This is a genomic window from Sphingobium sp. CFD-1 (assembly GCF_024611115.1).
In the GTDB taxonomy this organism is placed as follows: Bacteria; Pseudomonadota; Alphaproteobacteria; order Sphingomonadales; family Sphingomonadaceae; genus Sphingobium; species Sphingobium baderi_A.
The window spans coordinates 238235-262230 of the sequence record NZ_CP084398.1 but is presented as its reverse complement, the minus strand read 5'-3'; the positions used below and the strand labels follow the sequence as shown (position 1 = coordinate 262230).

28 protein-coding genes are annotated in these 23996 nt (G+C 62.9%); 19 read left to right on the top strand and 9 right to left on the bottom strand.

What is annotated here, in order from left to right:
- Position 1: 1 nt before the first annotated feature.
- Positions 2 to 1087 (top strand): AI-2E family transporter, encoded by a 1086-nt coding sequence (locus tag LDB26_RS01250; RefSeq protein WP_257539912.1) that lies wholly within the window; start codon positions 2 to 4, stop codon positions 1085 to 1087.
- Between the two features lie 53 nt (positions 1088 to 1140).
- On the opposite strand, the gene LDB26_RS01245 is transcribed toward LDB26_RS01250, so the two are convergent.
- Together LDB26_RS01245 and rpsU are read right to left on the bottom strand one after the other, a co-directional pair.
- Positions 1141 to 1704, bottom strand: a complete 564-nt coding sequence (locus LDB26_RS01245; protein ID WP_062063162.1) for an FKBP-type peptidyl-prolyl cis-trans isomerase — start codon at positions 1702 to 1704, stop codon at positions 1141 to 1143.
- Positions 1705 to 1776: 72 nt separating this feature from the next.
- Positions 1777 to 1983, bottom strand: coding sequence for a 30S ribosomal protein S21 (gene rpsU, locus LDB26_RS01240; RefSeq protein WP_004208618.1), 207 nt, complete (start codon positions 1981 to 1983; stop codon positions 1777 to 1779).
- A gap of 332 nt (positions 1984 to 2315) precedes the next feature.
- Here rpsU and LDB26_RS01235 point away from each other — a divergent pair, with 332 nt between their 5' ends.
- On the top strand, positions 2316 to 2681 hold the full coding sequence (locus LDB26_RS01235) for a hypothetical protein (RefSeq protein ID WP_197413677.1): 366 nt from the start codon (positions 2316 to 2318) through the stop codon (positions 2679 to 2681).
- Positions 2682 to 2741: 60 nt separating this feature from the next.
- Positions 2742 to 3206, top strand: coding sequence for a hemerythrin domain-containing protein (locus LDB26_RS01230; protein WP_062063160.1), 465 nt, complete (start codon positions 2742 to 2744; stop codon positions 3204 to 3206).
- Between the two features lie 155 nt (positions 3207 to 3361).
- Here LDB26_RS01230 and LDB26_RS01225 read toward each other — a convergent pair whose 3' ends face one another.
- Both LDB26_RS01225 and LDB26_RS01220 read right to left on the bottom strand, forming a co-directional pair.
- Positions 3362 to 4216 carry a phasin family protein gene (locus tag LDB26_RS01225; protein WP_257539910.1) on the bottom strand — a complete coding sequence of 285 codons (855 nt, stop codon included), beginning with the start codon at positions 4214 to 4216 and terminating at the stop codon, positions 3362 to 3364.
- Between the two features lie 132 nt (positions 4217 to 4348).
- Positions 4349 to 6094, bottom strand: coding sequence for a PHA/PHB synthase family protein (locus tag LDB26_RS01220; protein ID WP_373886150.1), 1746 nt, complete (start codon positions 6092 to 6094; stop codon positions 4349 to 4351).
- Between the two features lie 135 nt (positions 6095 to 6229).
- On the opposite strand from LDB26_RS01220, the gene LDB26_RS01215 reads away from it, so the two are divergent.
- From LDB26_RS01215 to LDB26_RS01200, 4 genes are all read left to right on the top strand, one after another.
- Positions 6230 to 7438, top strand: coding sequence for an LL-diaminopimelate aminotransferase (locus LDB26_RS01215; protein ID WP_257539906.1), 1209 nt, complete (start codon positions 6230 to 6232; stop codon positions 7436 to 7438).
- 128 nt (positions 7439 to 7566) lie between these two features.
- Positions 7567 to 7845: a DUF2061 domain-containing protein gene (locus tag LDB26_RS01210; protein ID WP_257539904.1), complete on the top strand. Its 279-nt coding sequence runs from the start codon at positions 7567 to 7569 to the stop codon at positions 7843 to 7845.
- Complete coding sequence (locus tag LDB26_RS01205) at positions 7842 to 8327, top strand: DUF2721 domain-containing protein (RefSeq protein WP_062063150.1); 486 nt, start codon at positions 7842 to 7844, stop codon at positions 8325 to 8327. The genes LDB26_RS01210 and LDB26_RS01205 overlap by 4 nt, the downstream gene beginning before the upstream one ends.
- On the top strand, positions 8324 to 8860 hold the full coding sequence (locus LDB26_RS01200) for a (2Fe-2S)-binding protein (RefSeq protein WP_062063148.1): 537 nt from the start codon (positions 8324 to 8326) through the stop codon (positions 8858 to 8860). The genes LDB26_RS01205 and LDB26_RS01200 overlap by 4 nt, the downstream gene beginning before the upstream one ends.
- A gap of 65 nt (positions 8861 to 8925) precedes the next feature.
- Here LDB26_RS01200 and LDB26_RS01195 read toward each other — a convergent pair whose 3' ends face one another.
- From LDB26_RS01195 to LDB26_RS01185, 3 genes are all read right to left on the bottom strand, one after another.
- The gene (locus LDB26_RS01195) at positions 8926 to 9987 is read right to left on the bottom strand and encodes a class I SAM-dependent methyltransferase (RefSeq protein WP_257539902.1); all 1062 of its coding nucleotides are present in this window, start codon (positions 9985 to 9987) and stop codon (positions 8926 to 8928) included.
- Positions 9988 to 10201: 214 nt separating this feature from the next.
- Positions 10202 to 10645, bottom strand: coding sequence for an NfeD family protein (locus tag LDB26_RS01190; protein WP_257539900.1), 444 nt, complete (start codon positions 10643 to 10645; stop codon positions 10202 to 10204).
- Positions 10646 to 10657: 12 nt separating this feature from the next.
- Positions 10658 to 11620 (bottom strand): SPFH domain-containing protein, encoded by a 963-nt coding sequence (locus LDB26_RS01185; RefSeq protein WP_062063142.1) that lies wholly within the window; start codon positions 11618 to 11620, stop codon positions 10658 to 10660.
- A gap of 115 nt (positions 11621 to 11735) precedes the next feature.
- On the opposite strand from LDB26_RS01185, the gene LDB26_RS01180 reads away from it, so the two are divergent.
- Entirely contained in the window at positions 11736 to 12551 is an 816-nt protein-coding gene (locus LDB26_RS01180) for a CoA ester lyase (RefSeq protein WP_062068453.1), read from the top strand.
- A gap of 13 nt (positions 12552 to 12564) precedes the next feature.
- Here LDB26_RS01180 and ubiG read toward each other — a convergent pair whose 3' ends face one another.
- Positions 12565 to 13320, bottom strand: coding sequence for a bifunctional 2-polyprenyl-6-hydroxyphenol methylase/3-demethylubiquinol 3-O-methyltransferase UbiG (gene ubiG, locus LDB26_RS01175; RefSeq protein ID WP_062068452.1), 756 nt, complete (start codon positions 13318 to 13320; stop codon positions 12565 to 12567).
- An 83-nt stretch (positions 13321 to 13403) separates the two neighbouring features.
- Between ubiG and LDB26_RS01170 the strand changes: the two genes are divergently transcribed.
- From LDB26_RS01170 to sugE, 4 genes are all read left to right on the top strand, one after another.
- The gene (locus LDB26_RS01170; protein ID WP_062063140.1) at positions 13404 to 14669 is read left to right on the top strand and encodes an aspartate kinase; all 1266 of its coding nucleotides are present in this window, start codon (positions 13404 to 13406) and stop codon (positions 14667 to 14669) included.
- A 111-nt stretch (positions 14670 to 14780) separates the two neighbouring features.
- Complete coding sequence (locus LDB26_RS01165; RefSeq protein WP_257539898.1) at positions 14781 to 15794, top strand: nitronate monooxygenase family protein; 1014 nt, start codon at positions 14781 to 14783, stop codon at positions 15792 to 15794.
- Positions 15795 to 15927: 133 nt separating this feature from the next.
- A complete protein-coding gene (locus LDB26_RS01160) occupies positions 15928 to 16758 on the top strand; it encodes a hypothetical protein (protein WP_062063138.1) in 831 nt (276 codons plus the stop codon).
- A 117-nt stretch (positions 16759 to 16875) separates the two neighbouring features.
- The gene (gene sugE / locus LDB26_RS01155; protein WP_062063136.1) at positions 16876 to 17196 is read left to right on the top strand and encodes a quaternary ammonium compound efflux SMR transporter SugE; all 321 of its coding nucleotides are present in this window, start codon (positions 16876 to 16878) and stop codon (positions 17194 to 17196) included.
- Here the strand turns inward: sugE and LDB26_RS01150 are convergent.
- On the bottom strand, positions 17171 to 17851 hold the full coding sequence (locus LDB26_RS01150) for a winged helix-turn-helix transcriptional regulator (RefSeq protein ID WP_231746397.1): 681 nt from the start codon (positions 17849 to 17851) through the stop codon (positions 17171 to 17173). The two genes, sugE and LDB26_RS01150, sit on opposite strands and share 26 nt — an antisense overlap.
- A gap of 136 nt (positions 17852 to 17987) precedes the next feature.
- Here LDB26_RS01150 and LDB26_RS01145 point away from each other — a divergent pair, with 136 nt between their 5' ends.
- From LDB26_RS01145 to LDB26_RS01115, 7 genes are all read left to right on the top strand, one after another.
- Positions 17988 to 18434 carry a VOC family protein gene (locus LDB26_RS01145; protein ID WP_062063133.1) on the top strand — a complete coding sequence of 149 codons (447 nt, stop codon included), beginning with the start codon at positions 17988 to 17990 and terminating at the stop codon, positions 18432 to 18434.
- 30 nt (positions 18435 to 18464) lie between these two features.
- Positions 18465 to 18827, top strand: coding sequence for a DUF1428 domain-containing protein (locus tag LDB26_RS01140; protein WP_257539896.1), 363 nt, complete (start codon positions 18465 to 18467; stop codon positions 18825 to 18827).
- Positions 18828 to 18851: 24 nt separating this feature from the next.
- On the top strand, positions 18852 to 19643 hold the full coding sequence (locus tag LDB26_RS01135) for a VOC family protein (protein WP_257539892.1): 792 nt from the start codon (positions 18852 to 18854) through the stop codon (positions 19641 to 19643).
- Positions 19644 to 19658: 15 nt separating this feature from the next.
- Complete coding sequence (locus LDB26_RS01130) at positions 19659 to 20150, top strand: VOC family protein (protein ID WP_062063129.1); 492 nt, start codon at positions 19659 to 19661, stop codon at positions 20148 to 20150.
- Positions 20147 to 20614, top strand: a complete 468-nt coding sequence (locus LDB26_RS01125) for an SRPBCC domain-containing protein (RefSeq protein ID WP_062063128.1) — start codon at positions 20147 to 20149, stop codon at positions 20612 to 20614. The genes LDB26_RS01130 and LDB26_RS01125 overlap by 4 nt, the downstream gene beginning before the upstream one ends.
- 91 nt (positions 20615 to 20705) lie before the next feature.
- Positions 20706 to 22979 (top strand): phosphoenolpyruvate--protein phosphotransferase, encoded by a 2274-nt coding sequence (gene ptsP / locus LDB26_RS01120; protein WP_257539890.1) that lies wholly within the window; start codon positions 20706 to 20708, stop codon positions 22977 to 22979.
- A 74-nt stretch (positions 22980 to 23053) separates the two neighbouring features.
- The gene (locus tag LDB26_RS01115; RefSeq protein ID WP_257539888.1) at positions 23054 to 23959 is read left to right on the top strand and encodes a helix-turn-helix domain-containing protein; all 906 of its coding nucleotides are present in this window, start codon (positions 23054 to 23056) and stop codon (positions 23957 to 23959) included.
- The last annotated feature ends 37 nt before the right edge of the window (positions 23960 to 23996 follow it).

Sequence of the window (23996 nt, the reverse complement as noted above, 5' to 3'; positions counted from 1 at the left end):
TTTGAGCGACAAGCAGATCCATATCGAAGAGCCCGGCCCCAGCGAATATCGCAGTCTTCTTGTCCAGCATGAAATGAAACGCGCCAGCGTGTGGATCGCGATGGGCATCGCGGTTGCGCTGGTCGTGCTGCTGGCCCAGCCCATCATGCTGATCCTGGGCGCGCTGGTCCTGACGACGATGATGGATGGGGGAACCCGCCTGCTGGGCCGCGTGCTGCCCATTGGGCGGGGCTGGCGGCTCGCCATCGTGCTGCTCGCCGCGCTGGCCTTCCTGATCTACACCTTCTTTCTCACCGGATCGAGCCTCGCCGCGCAGGCGCAGGCCATGCGGGTCATCGTCGAGACGCAGGTGACGCGGATCGGCGGATGGATGCAGCAACTCGGGATCACGACGACGCCCGAGGACTTCAAGAACCTGGCGAGCCAGGCGATGAGTTCGCTGGGCCGCGTCACGGCGGCGGTCGGAACGATGGTGGGCGCGCTGACCAGCGGGGTCATGATGCTGGTGCTGGCGATCTTCATCGCCGTCGAGCCGAAGCTCTACGAGCGCGGCGTCGCCTGGATGCTGCCAATGGAAAAGCGCGCGCGTTTCTACAGGATCGCGGACAAGATGGGCTGGACGCTGCGCCGGCTGATGTTCGGGCGGCTGATCGGCATGGCGGTGGAGGGCGTGGGCACATGGCTGCTGCTATGGGCGGGCGGCGTGCCGATGGCGGGTCTGCTCGGCATCTTGACCGGCCTGTTCGCCTTTCTGCCCAATATCGGGTCGATCATATCGGGCATATTGATCGTTCTGGTCGGTTTTTCGGCAGGAGTGGACGCCGGGCTCTATGCTTTTGGCGTTTATCTGGTCGTGCAGATCGTGGACGGCTATCTGATCGTGCCGATGGTCGCCAAGCGCGCGACGGACCTCGCTCCTGCGCTGGTGCTGGCGGCGCAGATCCTGTTCGGCGCGCTGTTCGGCATATTGGGCCTGTTCCTGGCCGACCCGATCGTCGCCATGCTCAAAGTCTATCTGGAGGAACGGTCGAAGGCGCTGGAGGCCGAACGGACGGAAGGCCCCGCCATCCTTCAGGACGCTTCATAAGCAAAGAGGCCCGCAATGGGGCCTCTTCCTTGATCCTGCGATGAGCGCGGCGATCAGTTGCCGGGCAAGGCCTGCGGGGCGCCGCCCTGCTGCTGCATCATCTGCTGCATCTGCATGATTTCCGCGCGTGACTTGAAGTCATGGAGCTGGACGTCGAACACCAGGACCGAATTGGCCGGGATCGGGCCGGCGGCCTGCTCGCCATAGCCAAGCTGCGGCGGAATCCACAGGCGGTATTTGCCGCCCTTCTTCATCTTCTGCAGGCCTTCGGAAAAGCCCGGCACGACGCCATCCACCGGCATTGCCGTCTGCGGGTTCTCATCGAACACCGTGCCATCGAGCAGCGCGCCCTTGTAGCCGACCAGCGCCACATCCTGCCCGGTCGGGCTGGGGCCGGCGCCTTCTTCCAGCACCTTGAACTGCAAGCCCGATTGCGTCGTCTCCACGCCGTCCGCGTTCGCATTCTGCGTCAGGAAGGTCGCGGGCGACGGTTCCAGATTGCGCTGCCCGGCCCAGGCGAGCCCTCCCGCCGCCAGCGCAATCGCGGCGACGCCGATCCAGAGCCGCGTCAGCGACCCCTTGGCGATGGGATGAAGGGGAACAGCCGTCGTGGACATGGGCGCGCGCCTTGCAGTTGGATAAAGACTTTGAAGGAAAAGGCGGCCCTTCGACCGCCCCGTCAGATATGTTTACCGGACGCCGTCACGCTCGGCGCGCTTGCGCTCCAGCTTGCGCGCACGGCGGACCGCCGCAGCCTTTTCACGGGCGCGCTTTTCCGACGGCTTTTCATAATGACGGCGCAGCTTCATCTCGCGATAAACGCCTTCACGCTGGAGCTTCTTCTTGAGCGCGCGAAGAGCCTGATCCACATTGTTATCGCGAACGATGATTTGCATAAGCCAGTCAATCTCCAATCGAAAACGGGCGGTTCGCCAGGAATGAAAAACCCATTCCCGGCGGGCCTCCCGAATATAAATCCATGAGTCGCCGCAAGTCACCCTGCGCCGTGTGGGGCGCGCCCTACCAGCAGAGTCGCGCAAATTCAACCCTAAAGCCGCCCTGTCCCGGCCATTCACCGCATGAATCGCCGTCATCCGGCGAAGCGGAGGGCACACCACCGCTGACCTCCAGCCACGCGGCGGACGATTTTCCGCCCTTTCCCTGCTCTTTGCGGTTGATCGGCGTGGCACTTCATGGTTTTCTTACCCCGGCCGAACGCAAGGGAGGGATGAGGTTGGCAACAATATGGAACAATCACGCCGCGAAGAATGGCCGGGATGCCTCCTTTGCCAAGCGGATCAGTTCGCACCTTGCCGCCGCCCTTGTCGTCTTTTGCCTGCTTCAGATCTTCATCGTCGCAAAAATGGGCGGATCGCTGGTCCTGCATCTGGGCGTGATCATCGCCATTGGCGGCTTTGCGGTGGCCGCGCGAGGGTTGGAACGGCGCTGGCAGATGATCGAACATGCGGGGCTGTCGCATAGCGGGCTGGCGCTGCGGTTCCGACGCGATGTGCTGCAATTGTGGGCGGCCAGCCTGATCGGCGCCCTGCTGTGGATTCCGGTAGCGATCGTCTATCACGCCCTGTTCGGCTGATCCGGGCGGAGCCAAAGCGATCCCTACTTCGTTTCTTCCCGATTGCAGGAGGAACGACCCATGGCCGACGCCACGATTTTCAACCGATTGAAACAGGATCACGACGCCCACCGCCAGTTGCTGGACAAGATCAGCGACGCCAAGAGCGAACCGGACCGGCTGGACAAGCTGTTCGAGCAATTCAAGATCGAGGTGACCGCCCATGCGGCGGCCGAAGAGGAAACGCTCTACGCCACGATGCTGGCGCGACCGGATCTGCGGGAAGACGCCCAGCACAGCGTGTCGGAACATAAGGAAATCGACGATTATCTGGAGGAATTGAGCGAACTTAAGTTCAATGGTGAAGCGTGGAAACGCAAGTTCGCCGAGATGCGAAAACGCTATCTCCACCATATCGACGAGGAGGAAGAGGAGATGTTCCCCGACGCCGCCAAGGAACTGACCGCAGACGAGGAAGAACGGCTCGCGGCCCTTTTCGCCCACCGCAAACCTGCGGAACTCAAGCGGGCCGAAGCGGAGAATTAAAGCAGGGCGATCATATATTATCTGGCGGTGTCAGGCTGCCTGACCTGAACGCGGCGATGTGAAAGAGCCGGATGGTTGCAAACAGCATCCCCAAAAAAAAGGCGCCCCTTCCAATGGAAGGCGCGCCTTTTTTTTGGGTTCTGACCCTGTGCCGCTTAGCGGGCCAGCGTCTTCACCTTGTCGGTGACGATCGATACGCGCGCCGCGAGCGGCTGGGCCACGTCGCCTGCCAGCTTCAGCAGGGTTTCGCTGCCCTTGGCGGCTTCCTTGGCGAAGTCGTCGAAGCTGGTCGCGAAAAGCTGGCTCTGGAGCTGGAAGAACTCGGTCGGGGTCTTCACGGTCGAGAAGCTCTTGAAAGAGGCAGTCGCCTTTTCAAAGCTCTTGCGGCTGTAGTCGACGGCTTCCTGGCCCAAGGTTTCGACACCCTTGGCCGCGATCTTGCCCGATTCGACCAGCGCTTCGACATTGCCCTTGGCAAGGTCGCTGATCTCTTCCATCGCCTTGGTCGACTTTTCAACGCCGGCCTTCGCCTTCTCGTTGAAATCGGCATAGGCGGTTTCGATCTTCGCCTTGGCGTCTTCGGCGAACTTCTTTCCGTTTTCGATAATCTCGTTCATCGTCGCATTTCCTTCCGTAACAGGCAGCAGCTTAGGCGTTTTTTTCACACCGGCAGTCGAAGACGCATCCCTTAGCTTGCCAAAGGTTTCGGCCCCTTCGCTGTTCGGTTCGGGCGCGGCGTCCACTGCCATGACGGCAGCGGCCACAACGGCCGGAGCGGCGTCAGACGCCGGAGTTGCCGGCCTGGTCACGGGCTTCCGCGACGGGGCAGGCTTTGCGGCGGCGGGCTTTGCCGCCGCAGTTGTGGGAGCGGCAGCCTTGGGCGTGGCGCTCCGGGGTTTTTCGCCGATCGCGGTTTCCGCCGCTTTCAGCACGTCCGCGGCGGAAAGGGTCTTGTCGCCGCTTTTCTTGGCGCGCGGCGCGGCACGCCTTGTCCTTGGGGTAACGGCCATCGCCTCTGCCTCCATTTGCTGCATTGCACAATAAGCATTTCCGGGACGCATTGCAAGAGAATTTGTGCACTGCAACAAAAGTGACATGGAGGCGGCCGGGGCACCCGCCCCGCCGGAGAAAATTGCCTTTTACTATCGGGACTTTACATAGGCTCCGGGTGCGTTTTCGATGGCCTTGAGCTTGCCCCCGCCGGGCTTGCGCGCGCCACGCACGGTCACATTTTTTTCGCCATGGCCGCGAATCCATTCGATCCAGTCCGGCCACCAGCTTCCCTTGGTTTCCGTAGCGGCGGCGATGAAATCGTCCAGCGTCGGCTGTGGCGTGTCACAGGACCAATATTGATATTTACCGGCGGCCGGCGGATTGATGACGCCCGCAATATGACCCGAACCCGCGAGCAGGAAGCGCACGGGGCCGGACAGATGCCCCACTATCTTCCACACGCTTTCCACCGGCGCGATATGATCTTCGCGCCCCGCCTGAACATAAGCGGGCGTTTCGATCCGGCTAAGATCGATCGGCGTGCCGTCGATGCTGATCGCGCCGGGCTGGATCAGCAGATTGTCGCGATAGAGCCGCGTCAGATATTCCTTGTGCCAGCGTGCGGGCAGGTTGGTGGTGTCGCCATTCCAGTAGAGCAGGTCGAAGGGCGGATAATCCTGTCCCAGCAGGTAATTGTTGACGACATAGTTCCAGATGAGGTCGCGCCCGCGCAGAAAATTGAAGGTCGCGGCCATGTAGCGCCCGTCCAGATAGCCGCCCGCCGAAAGCTGATCCACCAGCTTCAATTGCTCATCGTCGATGAAGAGGCAGAGGTCGCCCGCCTTGCTGAAATCGACCTGCGCGGTGAAGAAGGTGGCGCTGGCGACCTTGTCCGCTTCGCCGCGCGCGGTGAGCAGGGCCAGCGTGGCCGCCAGCGTCGTGCCCGCGACGCAATAGCCGATGGCGTGGACATGCTTCACGCCGAGAAGGTCGCGCACCGTGTCGATCGCGTCGACCTGCCCTTGCAGGATATAATCGTCCCAGACGAGATCCTTCATGGAAGCGTCAGCGGATTTCCACGAGACCAGAAACACGCTGAGCCCCTGCTCCACCGCCCATTTGACGAAGCTTTTTTCCGGCGCGAGGTCGAGGATGTAGAAACGATTGATCCACGGCGGGAAGATGATGAGGGGCGTTTCCAGCACCTTGTCCGTCGTCGGCTCATAATGGATGAGCTGGTAAAGGGGCGTTTCCTTGATGACCTTGCCGGGCGTGGCGGCGATGTTGCGGCCGACCTCGAACGCGGTGCCGTCGGTGTGGGTGAGCTGGCCCTTTTCCATGTCCGCCAGCATGTGCTGGAGGCCTTTCACCAGATTCTCACCGCCGCTCTGCAACGTCTTTTCCACCACGGTCGGGTTGGTCAGGGGGAAATTGCTGGGCGCAAGGGCGTCAAGGATGCCGCTGGCGGCGAAACGCAGCCTGGCCTTCTGCTTTGGGTCAACGCCGTCCACCGCATCGGTCAGCCGCATCAGATAGTCCGACACCAGGAGATAGCTCTGGCGGATGAGGTCGTAAAAGGGGTGGCTGGTCCAGGCCGGATCGGCGAAGCGGCGATCCTTGCGGGCGGCGGGGCTACCCTCCGGCGCGGGGACAGGCTGGTTACGCAGCATCCCGCCGGTGTCGAGGAAACGCTGCCACAGCGCCATCCCTTCCTTGGCGAAGCTGCTCTGGACATCAGCGACGGTTTGCGGATCGAAGGGCAGATGGCGGCCGGTCGCGCCCGCCGCCTGCTCCAGCATCAATTGCTGTGCGCGGCCGATCACCTGTGTCCATTGCTGCATGTCCTCCAGGCTGGGCATATGAGGTTCGATATTTTCGAGTCTATCCATAGCCATTCTCCTCATCCTGGCCTTGCCGTTCCGCTGCGCTTTTTGTGGCGCGGCGCCGTAGGCCGGTATATAGCCGGGACGGCTCCGCGACGAAGCGCGGCGGCCACTATCCTCCACGGAGCGATTTCAGGAAAGTCTATAATGTCCGAAGAATTCTATCGCATGAAGCGCCTGCCCCCCTATGTCATCGCCGAAGTCAACGCGATGCGGGCCGCGGCGCGCGCGGCAGGAGAGGACATTATCGACCTTGGCATGGGCAATCCCGACCTGCCGCCACCCGACCATGTCATCGCCAAGCTGTGCGAAGTGGCTCAGAAGCCGAGCGCGCACGGCTATTCGCAGTCCATGGGGATTCCCGGCCTCCGCAAAGCGCAGGCGAATTATTATGGCCGCCGCTTCGGGGTCGACCTCGACCCGGAGAGCGAAGTCGTCGTGACCATGGGGTCGAAGGAGGGCCTCGCCAGCCTCGCCACCGCGATCACCGCGCCGGGCGACGTCGTGCTGGCGCCCAATCCAAGCTATCCGATCCACATGTTCGGCTTCATCATCGCGGGAGCGACGATTCGTTCCGTGCCGACGACGCCGGACGAGCATTATTGGCAGGCGCTGGACCGGGCGATGGCCTTCACCGTGCCGCGCCCGTCGATTCTCGTCGTGGGCTATCCCAGCAATCCGACGGCGGAGACGGTGGACCTCGCCTTTTATGAGCGGCTGGTCGCCTGGGCGAAGGAGAACAAGGTCTGGGTGCTGAGCGACCTTGCCTATTCCGAACTCTATTATGACGGAAACCCCACGCCCTCCATCCTTCAGGTGCCCGGCGCCAAGGATGTGGCGGTGGAGTTCACGTCGCTTTCCAAGACCTATAGCATGGCTGGCTGGCGCATCGGCTTCGCGGTCGGCAACCGGCAGTTGATCACGGCGTTGAAGCGCGTCAAAAGCTATCTCGACTATGGCGCGTTCACGCCGATCCAGGCGGCCGCCTGCGCGGCATTGAACGGGCCGCAGGACATCGTGCAGAAGAATCGCGAACTGTATCACAAGCGCCGCGACGTGATGGTGGAAGCCTTCGGCCGCGCCGGGTGGGACATTCCCGCGCCCAAGGCGTCGATGTTCGCCTGGGCGCCCCTGCCCCCCGCGCTCAAGGACATGGGGAGCCTGGAATTTTCCAAGCAGCTCCTGACCCATGCCAAGGTCGCGGTCGCGCCGGGCGTCGGCTATGGCGAGGACGGCGAAGGCTATGTCCGCATCGCCATGGTGGAAAATGAACAGCGGCTGCGGCAGGCGGCACGCAACATCAAGCAATATCTCAAGTCCATGGGCGTCAATACGCCCGCCAAGGGCGCGGCCTGATCCGCCCTTTTCCGCGACGGGGCTGGCATCGGCACGATGGCTGGCCCTTGCCCGCGCGGCAATGATGGTGGATATGCGGGCGCAGCGTCCGGGGGCTGGCGCAGGTTTCGAGGGGATGTGACCGGAATATGCTGTTGTTTCGCGGCAAGGAGTCCAATCCCCGATCGCTGATGAAAGCGATAAGCTGGCGCACACTGGGCAGCATCGACACTTTTGTGCTGGGCCTTCTCTTCACGCACGACGTGAAGGCGGCTGGCGCGATCGCGTCGACCGAGGTGGTCACCAAGATCCTGCTTTATTATTTCCACGAACGCGCATGGGCCCAGGTTGGCTGGGGCCTGCCAAAGGCGGAGCCGGAGGAAGATAAGGGGGACGTGCTGCCCCAACAGGACAGCATACCCACATGATCCCCCTGCCGCAGGTTTCGCAGGTCGCGCAGACGATCCAGCTCGCGCTGGCGCCGGTGTTCCTGCTGGCGGGCATCGGCGCGTTCCTGAACGTGTGCGTGGGACGGCTGGCGCGCATCATCGACCGGGCGCGGATGGTGGAAAAGCTGGTGCTGTCCACGCGCGGCCAGGAACATGACCGGATGGTGAGCGAAATCCGGGTGCTCGACCGGCGGATGAGCGTCGTCAACATCGCGATTTTCCTATCGGTCGCCAGTGCCTGCGCCATCTGCCTGGTCGTCATCCTGCTGTTCGCGGCGGAACTGTTCGACGCGCATCTGGGCAGGATCATCGCGATCCTGTTCAGCCTGGCGATGGTCTTGCTGGCGGCTGCCTTCGCCACTTTCATCCAGGAAATCCGGCTGGCGTCGCGCACCATCCATATTCGCAACGAAGTGCTTTATCACAAGGCCGAGGATGAAGAGGCGGCGGAGGGACAATGACGCGCTTCACAGTGAATGACCGGCCAGTGCAATATCGCATGGACCCCGCCACGCCGCTGCTCTGGGCGCTGCGCGACGCGTCGAACCTGACAGGCACCAAATATGGATGCGGCACCGGCGATTGCGGGGCCTGCACGGTCGACATAGATGGGGAAGCCGTGCGGTCCTGCCAGGTCAGCATCGCCCAAACCGAAGGCCGATTTGTCACCACCATCGAAGCACTTTCGCCCGATCGGGGGCATCCGGTGCAACAGGCTTTCGCGGCGGAGAATGTATCGCAATGCGGATATTGCATTCCCGGCATGGTGATGGCGGCGTCCGTGCTGCTGCGGCGGAACAGCGATCCGAGCGACGAGGAGATCGACGCGGCGATCACCAACCTCTGCCGCTGCGGCATCTATCCCCGGCTGCGCGGCGCGATCCAGCGCGCGGGGCGGATCATGCGCGGCGAAGAACAGGTCGCCGCTGCGCCGCCGCCGGGCATCACGCCGGAAGAAGCCGCGCGCACCGTGCCTGCCCTGCGGAAACCTTGATTCGGCGAAATGGACTTCAAGTTGACGAGGTCATCGCGTCACGTCCACAAAAGCAGAAACCAGCTCTACCGCGCCTCCAGCACCATGTTGAATGGCCCTTCCGCCGCGCGCCGGACATTTTCGAAACCGCCCTCGCGGACGATCTGCGACAACCGGGCTTCCCCGGCCTGCGCGCCCAATGCTTCACCCACTTCCTGATCGAGCGACGTCGGCACGCAGATCATCGTGGACGCATTATAATATAAGCGCCCGACCGGATTGAGATTTTCCTCCGGCCGGTCCCCGGCCACCGGCTCGACGATCATCCAGCTTCCCCCCGGCGCCAATATCCGCCGCATATGAGCCGCGCAGCCGCGCGGGTCGCCCATGTCGTGCAAACAGTCATACATGGTGACAAGGTCGAAATCCCGCCCCGCCACATCCTTCGCGGTCGACACCTCGAAACGCACCCGGTCGCCCAAGCCATGCGCCTGTGCATGACGCCGCGCTTCCTCAATGGACGGTTCGTGGAAATCATAGCCGGTGAAGCGGCTTTGTGGATAAGCCTGCGCCATCAGCAGCGTCGAAAAGCCCACGCCGCACCCGACATCAGCGACCTTCGCGCCTTCCCGCAGCCTCGCTTCCACGCCATCGAGCGCGGGAATCCACGTCTGGACGATATTATTGAGGTAACCGGGCCGGAAGAAAGCGCCCGTCGCGCAGAACAGGCATCCCGCATGATCGCCCCAGCGCACGCCGGTTCCGTGACGGAAACATTCCTCCACCTTAGGCTCCGCCTCGATCATCGCGGCCACCATCTCGAACGCCGCGATCAGATAGACGGGGCTATCGGGATCATGGAACACCATCGCCTGTTCGGGCGACAGGCTAAACTGTTCCGTGGCCGGGTCATAATCGACATAGCCGTTCGCCGCCTGCGCCAGCGCCCATTCTCGCACATAGCGCTCATGCAGGCCGCCCGCTCGCCGCGCCAGTTCAGCAGCGGTGGCGGGTGCCTGCGCCAGCGCATCGAACAGCCCCAGCCGCGCACCCAGCCGCACCGTCGGCACGCTCATCGCGCCACCCAGATCGCCCAGCATCTTTCCGACAAAGGCGTGAAGTTTCGTTTCGTCGATCGGTGCGGACATGGCTGCGCTCCTCTCGTCACGTCCGACTCTGGCGGCCGGGCGATGGCGGCGGGAAAATAGCATATCGCGCGCGCACCCGCGATGGCCGCATTCCTACAGCGGTAGCGTCATGCCCGTATCCGTCCGGCTCTTTGGTATAGTCGGCCCTCGCGTCTCATCCGAAAGTCGCATAGAATCGGGGCCACGCGAATTATACGAAATGAACCGCTGCTGCTCAGGCCAGTTCCACCTGAAGCACGGAGGCGTCCGCGCCGACGATCCTTACCCGCGCTCCCGCTGGCGCTTCCGGGCCACGGCACGACCATACGCCGTCCCCCACCTTCACGCGCCCTCGCCCGTTGTCGATCGCTTCGACCACGATCACGACCTCTCCGATCAGCCGGGCGGTGCGGTCATTGAGCAACGGGTCTTCCGACGACACTGGATTGGCCGCATACCATCGCCGTCCGCCCCACACCGCAATCAGGCAAAGCAGCGCGAAAATCAGGAACTGCAACGGCACCCCGATCGGCAGTGCCAGCGCCGCCAGCCCCGTGATCGCCGCCGCGATTGCGATCCAGATCAGGAACACGCCGGGCAACAACACCTCGCCGATACCCAGCAGCGCGGCGAAGATCAGCCACCACCAATGGTCCTCCAGCATCGCCAACATATCCATCGGCTCCGCTCCTTATTCGAACGGCCCGCGGCGCGGCGCGGGCGGAGGCGGCGGAGGGGGCGTCCTGTCACCGCCCAGCGCGTCGCGCGCCAGTTCGCCGATTCCGCCCAGCGTTCCGATCAACTGCGTGGCTTCGACCGGGAACAGGATCGTCTTGGCATTGGGTGACGTGGCGAACTGGCCGACCGCTTCCACATATTTCTGGGCGATGAAATAGTTGATTGCCTGTGCGTTGCCATTGGCGATGGCGTCGGACACCATCTGCGTCGCCTTGGCCTCCGCTTCAGCCTCGCGCTCGCGGGCCTCGGCATCGCGGAAAGCGGCTTCGCGGCGGCCTTCGGCCTCAAGGATCTGGCTTTGCTTCTGTCCCTCCGCTTTCAGGATCTCCGACGCGCGCAAGCCTTCCGATTCCAGGATGAGGGCGCGCTTCTCGCGCTCGGCCTTCATCTGCCGGCCCATGGCGTTGACGATATCGGCGGGGGGGCGAATGTCCTTGAGTTCCACTCGGGTGATCTTGATGCCCCAGGCGTTAGTCGCATGATCGACCACGGACAGCAGCCGCGCATTGATCTCGTCACGTTTGGAGAGGGTCTCATCCAGGTCCATCGACCCCATGACGGTCCGCAAATTGGTCGTCGCAAGCTGCATGATCGCGACATAGAGTTCGGACACTTCATAGGCTGCCTTGGCCGCGTCCAGCACCTGAAAGAACACCACCCCGTCAACCGACACCATGGCGTTATCCTTGGTGATGATCTCCTGCCCTGGAATGTCGACGACCTGCTCCATCATGTTGATCTTGCGACCGACAGCGTAAAAGAAGGCGGGATAGAAATTAAGACCGGGCTTCGCCACCTCGGTGAAACGGCCAAAGCGTTCGATCGTATATTGATAGCCCTGCCGCACTACCTTGATACTGGCCGCCAGATAGAACAGCACCAGCAAGGTTACCGTGAGCGCGAATGTCGTCACCATAGGTCCTCCCCTCAAACCCGAACAAAATTGACTATGACGTGAAAAGATTAACGGGGGAAGCCAATCCGGCTAAACCCGCCGCAAGAACCGTTCTTCCATGGAGTCGATTGCCGCCATGTTGCTTCGCCACGCCCGCTCGCTGCTGTTTCTGCCTGCGTCCAATGCTCGCGCCATTGCCAAGGTCCGGACCTTGCCCTGCGATCTCGTGATCCTGGACCTGGAGGACGCAGTGCCCGGCGACAGAAAGGCAGAGGCGCGCGCCGGCGCTCTGGAAGCCTTGGCGGAGGGGTTCGGAAATCGGCTGACGGCGCTGCGGATCAATGTCGAGGGCACGCCCTGGCACGGCATGGAAATGATCGCCGCCAAGCAGTCCGGCGTCGACTATGTCGTGCTGCCCAAGGTGGAAAATTCCAAACAGGTGAAGGACGTATTCAGCGTCACGCAAAAGCCGGTCATCGCCATGATCGAAAGCGCCAAGGGCGTACTGGCCGCGTCCCAAATCGCGGCGGGGGAAGGCACGGCAGCACTGTTCATGGGCACCAACGACCTGCGGCAAGACATCGGCATCCCCGCATCGGCGAACCGCGAGGGGCTCGCGCTGGCCCTGCAATCCGTAATTCTCGCTGCCCGCGCGGCCGGGATCGCCGTGTTCGATGGCGTGTTCAACCGACTGGACGACGAAGCGGGGTTCGAGGCGGAATGCGTCGCGGGTCATACCCTGGGGTTCGACGGCAAGACGCTGATCCATCCCAGCCAGGTGCCAGTCGCCAATCAGGTGTTCGGCCCGGACGCACAGGCCGTCGCAGACGCCCGCCGCCTGATCGAAGCGGCGACCGGCGGCGCCGAACGCTTCGAAGGGCGCATGATCGAATCCATGCATGTGGCGGAGGCGAAGGCCTTGGTCGCCCGCGCCGAAGCGGTAGGGTTGTAGCCCCTCCCGTTTCTCAGCCGTTCTCCTGACGGTGACGGGCGGTCAGCAGATAGTTGATCGCCTTGTTCTCCGTCAGCACAAAGCCCTTACGCGGATCGAAGCTGAGGCCGCTCGAATCGATCACCTCCAGCCCGACATCTTCCAGCAGCGCGGTCAGCTCGTCGGGCGTGAGGAACCTGTTCCAGTCATGCGTGCCCTTGGGAATGCCGCCAACGCTTTCGCCGATGGTAATCATGGCGACGCGGGAAAGGGGCGTGCGATTGGGCGTCGAAAGGATCATCAGGCCATCGGGCGCCAGCTTGTCCGCCACCGCTTCCACAAACACGGCGGGATCGGCCACATGTTCGATCACTTCCATGGAGGTGACGAGATCGAATCCGCCCTCCGCCAATTGCTCCACCGGAGTCGCGCGATAGTCGATGGAAAGACCCTGCGGCTGTGCATGGGCTATTGCCGCGGCGATATTTTCCTCGGCCGCATCCAGCGCCGTCACCGCCCCGCCCATGCGTGCCAACGGCTCCGCCAGCAGACCCGCACCGCACCCCACATCCAGCACCCGTTTGCCAGCAAGCGGCTGAAAAGAATGATCCTTTCCCGGCCAATGCCGGTCGATGGCTTCCCGGATATAGCGCAACCGCACCGGGTTCAGCTTGTGCAGCATGGCGCTACTGCCATTCGGATCCCACCACTCGGCAGCCATCGCGCCGAAATGCGCGGCCTCCTTCGGATCGATTGTCCCGTTGATCGCTGTGTCTGGGCTGCTTGCCATATCCGTATCCGCTGCTAAGAGAAGCGCCGTTTCGCCCTTTTGGGACATTTTCTTTCTTACCAGCAGGCAGGCTCGACAAGCAAATGGCGCGCATCGTGATGAAGTTCGGCGGCACCTCCATGGCGGGGATGGAGCGGATTCGCAATGTGGCCGCCCGCGTCAAGCATGTGGTCGAGCAGGGAAATGAAGTCGCGGTCGTCGTTTCCGCCATGGCGGGCGAGACTGACCGGCTGGTCGGCTTCTGCAAGGAAGCCTCGGCGCTTTACGATCCGGCAGAATATGACGTGGTCGTCGCCAGCGGCGAGCAGGTGACGAGCGGCCTGCTGGCCATGACGCTCAAAGCCATGGGCGTGAACGCGCGCAGTTGGCTCGGCTGGCAGCTTCCGATCCGCACGAACGAAGCGCATAGCAAGGCGCGGATCGGGGAAATCGACACCAGCGATCTCCTGGCGTCCATGGGTTCGGGCACGGTCGCGGTGATCCCCGGCTTTCAGGGCATGATGGAAGATGGCCGCATCTCCACGCTGGGCCGTGGCGGGTCCGACACCTCGGCGGTCGCGGTGGCCGCGGCGCTCAAGGCCGATCGCTGCGACATCTACACCGATGTGGACGGCGTCTACACCACCGACCCCCGCATCGTGGCGCGGGCGCGCAAGCTCGATCTCGTCACCTATGAGGAAATGCTGGAACTGGCGTCGGTCGGCGCCAAGGTGCTCCAGACCCGCTCAGTCGGCCTCGCCATGAAGGAAGGCGTGGTCGTGCAGGTGCTTTCCTCCTTCGATGATCCCACCCAGGAAGACCTCCCCGGCACGCTGATCGTCAGCGAGGAGGAACTGGAAGCCAAGCTCAAGGAAAACCAGATGGAACGTCAGCTCATCACCGGCATCGCCCATGACAAGAATGAGGCGAAGGTCACCATCACCCGCGTGCCCGATCGTCCCGGCGCGGTGGCCCATATCTTCGGCCCGCTGGCCGAAGCGGCGATCAATGTAGACATGATCATCCAGAATGTCGGCCGCGACAAGGGGGAGACGGATGTGACCTTCACCGTGCCGGGCGCTGACCTTGCGCGGGCGCTGGACGTACTGGAAAGCCAGAAGGAAACCATCGGTTTCAATCGCATCATTCCCGATACGAAGGTTACGAAGATCAGTGTCGTGGGCGTTGGCATGAAGAGCCACGCTGGTGTGGCTTCCACCATGTTCCAGTCGCTGGCAGATCGCGGCATCAACATCCTCGCCATCTCCACCAGCGAGATCAAGGTCAGCGTGCTGATCGACGAGGACGAGACGGAGCTGGCAGTGCGCGTGCTGCACACGGCCTACGGTCTTGATGCGCCGGTAGCTTGACCGGAGGATTTCTCCGCTTCAGAGAATATCAACCGGTGACGGCTTTGGGTCGTTGCCATCCCAAACCCCTCCCTTCACACGGGAGGGGCTTTTGATTCGATGGAACACGATATGACGAACGCCAAGCTCCAGTCCCTCATGGCACGCGGCACCGAATTTCTGGGCTGTGAAACCGCAATCCTTTGCGGAGCGATGAGCTGGGTGTCCGAACGCCATCTCGTTTCGGCCATTTCCAATGCAGGCGGCTTTGGCGTGATCGCCTGTGGCGCGATGACGCCCGACCTGCTCGACAAGGAAATCGCGGCGACCAAGGCGCTGACGGACAAGCCTTTCGGCGTGAACCTCATAACCATGCATCCCCAGCTTTTCGAACTGATCGAGGTTTGTTCGAAGTATGATGTGGGGCATGTCGTGCTGGCCGGCGGCCTGCCACCCAAAGGCAGCATCGAGGCGATCAAGGCCAAGGGCGCGAAGCTGCTCTGCTTTGCCCCCGCCTTGTCGCTGGCGAAGAAGCTGGCGCGCTCGGGCGTCGATGCGCTCATCATCGAGGGGATGGAGGCGGGTGGCCATATCGGCCCGGTCGCGACCAGCGTGCTGGCACAGGAGATATTGCCGGAAATGTCGCCGCAACTTCCCGTGTTCGTCGCTGGCGGCATCGGCCGGGGCGAAGCGATTGCGGGCTATCTGGAAATGGGCGCGGCTGGCGTGCAGCTTGGCACCCGCTTCGCCTGCGCGAGCGAGAGCATCGCCCATCCCGCGTTCAAGAAGGCTTTCTTCCGCGCCTCCGCCCGCGACGCCATCGCCAGCGTCCAGATCGACGCGCGCCTGCCGGTCATCCCGGTGCGCGCGCTCAAAAATGCGGGCACCGAAGCCTTCACCGCCAAGCAGCGGGAAGTCGCCAACCTGCTGGATAGCGGCGCGGTCGATATGAATGAGGCGCAGTTGCAGATCGAGCATTACTGGGCCGGTGCGCTCCGCCGCGCCGTGATCGATGGCGATGTGGAGGGCGGATCGCTAATGGCCGGTCAGTCGGTCGGCATGGTCAGCAAGGAAGAACCGGTCGCCGCCATTATCGCGCAATTGATGGAAGAAGCGGCCTTCGCGCTCGAACGTCGGGCGGCCTGACACCGCCTGCCAATCCAAACGGGACGAACCGAATCCCTTTCTGGACGAAGCGAGTCCGGCGCAGTCGTCAGGAACTCCAGCATTTGGCATGAGTTTCTGCTGTCTGGATAATATAGGGAAAAAGGGGATACGGGTGCCGCCGCGTACCGCATTTCGTCGCTTCTGTTCAGTGGCGTCCCTGACGACGCTCGCGCTGATCGCGGGCTGTGCCACCCCGAAGAAGGAGGTCGTGACCCCGCCTCCGGTCATTGAAACCATAAGGCCCGTTCCGCCGATGGGCGCGGTGGCTGGCATGAGCGTGCCGGATGTCGGGCCAGACGGGAAGCGGCTGACGCCCAATCGCGGCGTCACGTCCAACACGGCTTTGTGGCATGTTCGCATGGCGCTGAATGTCGCGGCTCTTTCCTGTCATGGGGCGGGCGATCTGGCGCGGATGCAATATAATCAGATGCTGCATGTCCATAAAGCGGCATTGGGCGCGGCGAACGCCGCTGTCGACCGCAACTACCAGTTCGAATATGGCAGCACCGGGATCGCCCGGCGCGAACAGCTCAACACCGTCGTCTATAATTTCTTCTCGCTGCCGCCAGTGCAACCCACCTTCTGCAAAGCAGCCGTCGAAGTCGGGGCGAAGATGCTGTCCATGCCTTCCGCTTCGCTGCTGACCTATGCGCCAGAGGCATTGGCGGCGTTGGAAAAGCCGTTCCAGGATTTTTACGAAGCCTATGCCGACTATCTGCGGCGACTGGCGGAATGGCAGGCCCGTTTTGGCGCGAGCGTGACGGTGGTCGTGTCGCCCACTCCCCTGCCGCCTCCGCCGGTGCCGCCGGGCGAAGCGCCGCCACCGGGTTTCAAGCCGACCCTGCCCGCTGTGGCGGCTCCGGCACCTCGCATCGCGACGCCACCCGCGCCGTCGGCATCGCCCGTGCCCGTCGTGCCGACCCTGCCTTCCGGACAACGCTGACCTTGCCCATCCGGAGCGGCGGGCCTATCTGAGCGGCAAGCGAGGCCAGGTCCTCCCCCGCCTGACGCGGGCATAAGTCCGGGACGGCCCGGCTCTCTTTGCGAAAGGAGGGCCTTTATGGCCTGGGTATATTTGGTCGCCGCCGGTCTGCTGGAAATCGTCTGGGCTTTTGCGATGAAGCAGTCCCAGGGCTTTTCGCGCCTCACGCCCACCATCATCACTCTGGTCGCGATGATCGGCAGTTTCGCCCTGCTGTCCGTATCGATGAAAAGCCTGCCACTCGGCACGGCCTATACGATCTGGACCGGGATCGGTGCGGTCGGCGCGTTTCTGGTCGGCATCGCCGTTCTGGGAGAAGCCGCGTCGGCCATGCGTCTGGTCGCAGCCGCGCTGATCCTTGGCGGCCTCCTCCTCATGAAGCTGTCGTCTCCGGCGTAACGGTCGAGGGGGCCTTGGGTGGCAGGGGAAACAGCCGGATGAAGCGTTCGGCAAGTTCCCTGTCGCCCTCCACCGTCAGGACGTCCGCCACATCCTCGAACCGCGCACCGCCGTAAACCACCGCGACGAGCGCATTCTGGTCGCCGGAGAAGATGACGTCGGCATCCTCCGTTTCGCCCCGATGGATGATGAAATCCCCGCTCTTCAAGGTGGCGCGGAACACCTCCTCGCCGAAGCGCATACCGATGGCGGCATCCATGTCGCCGATCCGGCCGCGGTCGATCATGGTCCGCATCGACAGGATCACCGACACATTGCTCATCGGCTGACCCGGCTGCATCGTGGGAGAGCGGCACGCCCAGCGGCCCAGCACCTGAAACAGGATTTCCGACTCGCGGCCCCAATCGGTCAACTCATAGATCTGGCTGGCGGCGGGCGGGGGCAGGCGGCGGCGGATCAATATGCTGGCCGCTTCCAGTTCCTCCAGCCGCTGCGTCAGCACATTGGCGCTGATTCCGGGCAGGCTGGCGCGCAGATCGGTAAAGCGCTTCGGTCCCAGCATCAATTCCCGCATGATCGGCATGGCCCAGCGATCTCCGATGATGTCGAGCGCATGGGCAACCGCGCATCCGTCCAGATAGGCTCGTTTTTTCACGTTTGAGAATCCATAGTTATATTTTATAACTTGTCTGTTGCATAACATAAGCTATGAGTGCAAAAAGTTCAAGTCGGCGATTCGCCTGTTCAGGTCAGATGCGATGCCGGACCAGATAATCCCGAGGAGATATGTGATGTCGAATGCCCCTGCTCCCAAGATGATATTCGTGAACCTGCCGGTGAAGAATCTTTCCGCCTCGATAGCCTTTTATGAGGCGGTCGGCGCGGTCCGGAACAATGATTTTGCCGATGATAACGCGCAGATGATGAGCTTTTCCGACACGATCCACGCCATGCTGCTGACGCATGAGCGGTTTAGCAGCTTTACACCGCGCAAAATTCCCGATGCCCATGAAACCGCGCAGATGCTGCTGGCGCTCAGCGAAGCGAACCGCCCGGATGTCGATGCGACTGTGGAAAGGGCGCTTGCCGCGGGCGGAACGGAGCCTAATCCAAAGCAAGATCATGGTTTCATGTATGGCCGCAATTTTGCGGATCTGGACGGCCATATCTGGGAGGTGACGTGGATGGATATGGAGGCCGCCCTGGCGACCGGACAGGGCGAGCCTGCGGCTGCCTGAGACCCGCACAGGGCAATTAGGAGAGAGACGATGAGCTATATGGACGGTTTCGTGGTGCCTGTGCCAAAAGAGAACAAGCAGGCCTACAAGGACGCGGCGGCCTATGCCGCGCCGATCTTCATCGAACATGGCGCGACCCGCGTGGTCGAATGCTGGGGCGATGACATCAAGGAAGGGAAGATCAACGATTTCCGAACCTGCGTCATTGCGGAGCAGAATGAGGAAGTCGTCTTTTCCTGGATCGAATGGCCTTCGAAGGAGGCTCGCGTCGCGGGCATGGCGAAAGTGATGGCCGATGAGCGCATGAAGCCACAGGAGGGACAGGACATGCCCTTTTCTGGCGCCCGGATGGTCTATGGCGGCTTTTCGGTGCTGCTGGACGAGCGCGCCTGACGGCCCGCAATCAGGAGACGGACGATGACCAATCTGACTGGCCAATTCTTCTGGTATGAACTGATGACCAGCGATCCGCAGGCAGCCCTTGCCTTTTACGGCGACGTGGTTGGGTGGAGCGCGCAGGCATTCGAAGGCGGCGATCACAGCTATCATGTGATTTCGGGCAGCACCGGGCCGCTGGGCGGGATCATGGCGATCCCGGCGGAAGCAGGGGCGTGCGGCATGAGTCCCTGGTGGGGCGGCTATATCGGGTCGGCGGACGTCGATGCCGATGCGAGGCGCCTTTCGGAAGCGGGCGCCAAGGTGCAGCGCGCGCCGGAGGATATTCCGGGCGTGGGACGCTTTGCGGTGATGGGCGATCCCGGCGGCGCGACCTTCCTGCTGCTCAAAGGCTCCAGCCCTGAAGGGATGGATGCCTCCTCATCCATGGCAAAAGGTCATGTCGGCTGGCATGAACTCTATTCCGGCGATTTCGACGCGGACCTTGCCTTCTACACATCCCAGTTCGGATGGGGAAAGGGCGACGCCATGGATATGGGCGAGATGGGCAGCTATCAGCTTTTTTCCCTGTCCGGCGGCACGGATTTCAACAACATGTCCGGCGGCATGATGAAGAAGCCCGCGGAAATGCCGCAGCCGCTCTGGCTGTTCTACTTCGTGGTAGGCGACATCGACGAGGCAGTGGACAAGGTGAAGGCGGGCGGCGGAACCCTGCTCAACGGCCCGATGGAGGTGCCCGGCGGCGCGTGGATCATCCAGGCGACAGACCCGCAGGGCGCGATGTTCGCGCTGGTCGGCATGCGCGCAAGCTGAGGGAGGTGGATCATCATGTCGAAGATTTCCCCATGCCTGTGGTTCGACGGACAGGCCGAGGAAGCCGCGCGCTTCTATGTTTCCGTTTTCGGCGGATCGGTGGACGGCATCAGCTATTATCCGCCCGGCACATCATCACCCTCCCCCTTCAAGGAAGGGGATGTTCTGGTGGCGGAGTTCACTGTGTTCGGCCAGAGCTATCAGGCGCTGAACGGCGGGCCGCATTTCCGCTTCAACGAAGCGGTTTCGCTGTCCGTATCCTGCAAGGATCAGGCGGAAGTAGACCGCTGGCATGAAGCGCTGACGGCGGACGGCGGGGAGCCGGGGCCATGCGGCTGGCTCAAAGACAAATATGGTCTTTCCTGGCAGATCGTGCCGGAGGAGATACTTGCCCTGCAAAAGAGCGACGACACGCAGGCGGTCGGTCGCATGATGGGCGCGCTCATGACCATGGGCAAGCTGGACATCGCTGCGCTGAAAGCCGCTTTCAAGGGAGAAACCGTATGAGCGGCGCGGAACATGAGCTTTCAGTGACGCGGCATGTGAATGCGCCGCGCGGAATTGCCTGGAAAGTGTGGGTCGACCTCAAGGACGAATGGTTCTGTCCCAAGCCCTGGCGCGCCGAGGTGGTGGAGGAAGATCTGCGCCCCGGCGGCCGCAGCGCCGTCCGCATGTATGGCCCGGACGGAGAGGATACCGGCCCGATGGAGGGCATATTCCTGGAAGTCGTGCCGCATGAGCGGATCGTCACCACCGATGCCTATGCCGTTGGCTGGGTGCCGCAAACCCCCTTCATGACCGCGATCTGGAGCTTTGCCGACGAAGGAGAAGGCACGCGCTTTACTGCGACGGCGCGCCACTGGGACGCGGAAACGCTCAACAAACATCTGGAAATGGGCTTCCATCCCGGCTGGGACCAGATGGCGGATCAGTTCAAGGCGCTTTGCGAAACCTCCGCCGCGAGCGCCTGACGACAGTGCGCGGCGGCGGCGAAAACGGCTTTGTCGGTTTCAATACGAAATCGCATTGGACGTGGCCTGTCTATCTGATAGCGCATAGCTTATGTCCAGCACGCCCGCCGCCGCCGCCCGCATGATCCTCACCAGTTTGCAAGAGGTCATGGCAGCGCGTTCGAGCGCACAGGCCAAGCTGAACAAGGTGGTCGACATCATCGGCCAGTCCCTGTCGAGCGAAGTTTGCTCCATCTATCTGGTGCGCGAAGGCGTGCTCGAACTTTTCGCGACGCGCGGCCTCAAGCAGGACGCGGTCCATGTCACCCGCATGGCGATGGGGGAAGGACTGGTCGGCCTTATCGCCACCAATGTCGAAACGCTGAACCTGGATGAGGCGGCATCGCATCCCGACTATGCCTATCGCCCCGAAACCGGCGAAGAATTGTTCCACAGCTTCGCGGGCGTGCCCATTGTCCGGCGTGAGCGCGCCATCGGCGTGCTGTGCGTCCAGCATGTCGAACCGCGCCGGTATGAAGAGGTGGAGATAGAGGCGCTTCAGACCGTCGCCATGGTGCTGGCGGAACTGATCGCCAATGCGGAACTGGCTGATGATGGCCCCGTCGACCAGCGCGAGCAGGAAACCGGCACGGTCGTCCTGCACGGCCTGCAACTGGTGATGGGCATGGCACGCGGCCATGCGGTATTCCACCAGCCCCGCGTCCATATCGAACATACCGTCGCGGAAGATGTGGAGGCCGAGCGCCAGCGCCTTCTTTCCGCCTTCGCGAAGATGCGCGAGCAGGTCGACCGCATGACCGGGGCAATCGATTTCGGCATGGAGGGCGAGCATCAGGAGGTTCTCGAAACCTACAAGATGTTCGCCTATGACGAAGGCTGGATTCGCCGGATCAACGAAGCGATCGACAGCGGCCTCACCGCCGAAGCCGCTATCGAGCGGGTGCAGCAGCGCACCCGGATGCGGATGCGCCAGATCGACGATCCGTTGTTGCAGGACCGGATGCACGATCTGGAGGACCTGTCCAACCGCCTGTTGCGGATCGTGTCGGGTCAGCTTGGCACGGCGGCGCAACTGGGCCTGCGGCAGGACGCCATCCTGATCGCCCGCAATCTCGGCCCGGCCGAACTGCTAGAATATGACCGGCGACGGCTGAAAGGGGTGATCCTGGAGGAAGGATCGCTGACCGCCCATGTCACCATTGTCGCGCGCGCCATGGGCGTGCCGGTGCTGGGCCGGGTGCGCGACATCCGGCATCAGGTGAACGAAGGCGACCTGTTGCTCATGGACGTGGCCGCCAACGCGCTGCTCATCCGCCCGACGCCCGACATGGACGAGGGGTTCGAGAACAAGCTGCATATCACGCAGAAACGCCGCGCCGAATTTGCCGCCATGCGCGATCTGCCTTCCGTCACGCAGGACGGGGCGCGGATCGAATTGATGGTCAATGCCGGCTTGCGCGACGACGCGCAGGCGCTCGATGTGGTGGGGGCGGACGGCATCGGCCTGTTCCGCACGGAATTCCAGTTTCTCGTGTCCTCCACCCTGCCGCAGCGGGAAAAGCAGCAGCGGCTCTATAAGGATGTGCTGGACGCGGCGGGTGATCGCCCCGTCATTTTCCGCACCGTCGACATCGGTGGGGACAAGGCGCTGCCTTATATGCAGCGGGCCGATGAGGAGTTGGAGGATAATCCGGCGATGGGCTGGCGCGCCCTGCGATTGGCTCTGGACCGCGATGGGCTGATGAAGGCGCAGGCCCGCGCCCTGCTGGAGGCGGCGGCTGGCAAGGTGCTGCACATCATGTTCCCGATGGTGTCGGAGCCCTGGGAATATGAACAGGCCCGCATTCTGGTCGAACATCAGCGCGAATGGCTGGTGAAGCAGCGCAAGAAGATGCCGATCGCCGTTCGCTACGGCGCGATGCTGGAGGTTCCCGCGCTTGCCGAAGTGCTGGACCTGCTGCTGCCGCGCATCGACTTCCTGTCCATAGGCACCAATGACCTGACGCAATTCCTGTTCGCGGCGGACCGGGCCCATCCTCGGCTGGCGGAACGCTATGACTGGCTCAGCATCGCCATCGTCCGCTTCCTCGACCGGGTCGTGCGCGCCTGCGACGCGCATAAAGTGCCCGTCGGCGTATGTGGTGAGATGGGCGGGCGCACGCTGGAGGCCATGGCCCTGATCGGCCTTGGCGTGCGGCGTCTGTCGATCACCCCGGCGTCCGTTGGTCCGGTGAAAGCGATGATCCGATCCGTCGATGTCGGCGAATTGCAGGCGTTCATGCGGAACGTGCTGGAACGCGCCGTCGTCGACATTCGCGGCAGCCTCAGCCAGTGGGCAGCGGACAAGGGCGTGGAACTGAGCTGAACTATTCGTCCCGGCGTTGACAATCCCCGTCCCACAATGAGACAAGGCCGACCCATCCTAGGTCGCGGAGCAGCATGGCAGAAGAACCGGAAATCGAAACCGGCGCGGTCGACGCGCAGGAGAGCCAATCCGCCACACCCGGCGCGAAGCTGCGTGCTGCACGAGAAGCGCAGGGGCTTTCGATACAGGATGTGGCGACTCGCACGCGTATCGCCCAACGCCAGCTCGAAGCCATTGAAAAGGATGATTATACCGCGCTTCCGGGCATTCCCTACGCCGTGGGGTTCGCCCGCGCCTATGCCCGCGCGATTGACATGGACGAGGTGGCTATTGCCGCCGAGGTACGCCACGCCGTCCATAATTCCGATCTGGGCTCAAACCGCTATGAAGTGTTCGAGCCGGTCGATCCAACCCGCGTGCCATCCCGGGCGCTGGCCTGGACAGCCGCAGTCATCGCCATTTTGGTGGTGGTCGGTTTCGCGCTGTGGCGTTCGCAGCTCCTAACGCCGCCCACGACCGAGGAAATCGCGCAGCAAGAGGGTGCCGCTCTCACCGCGCCGCAGCAACCGGCGAGCGCAGCGCCCGCCGCGCCGGTCAATCAGACCGTGGTCTTCACGGCGAATGACGATGTCTGGCTGCGTATCTATGACGAAGCGGGCGAGCGTTTGAAGGATGGCCTGATGAAGAAGGGTGAAAGCTTCACCCTGCCCGCCGACGCGCATAATCCGATGATCCTGACCGGGCGTCCACAGGCGCTGACCGTGACGGTGGGCGGCAAGCCCGTTCCGCCCCTTGGCGCCGCCGACCGCACCATCGCGGACGTGCCCGTCAGCGCAGAAGCGCTGTTGTCGCGCGCCGCGCCTTCGTCCGTTTCCACAATTCCGGTGCCGGCCGCCGCTCCGCCCTCCGCTCAAGGGGGAGGCGGCGTTGCTCCGGCCCCTGTCCCCGCACCGTCGCCGGCAGAGGCGCCCGGTACATAGAGCGAGTTCGAACCGGACGGCATCATCCGGGTCGCCC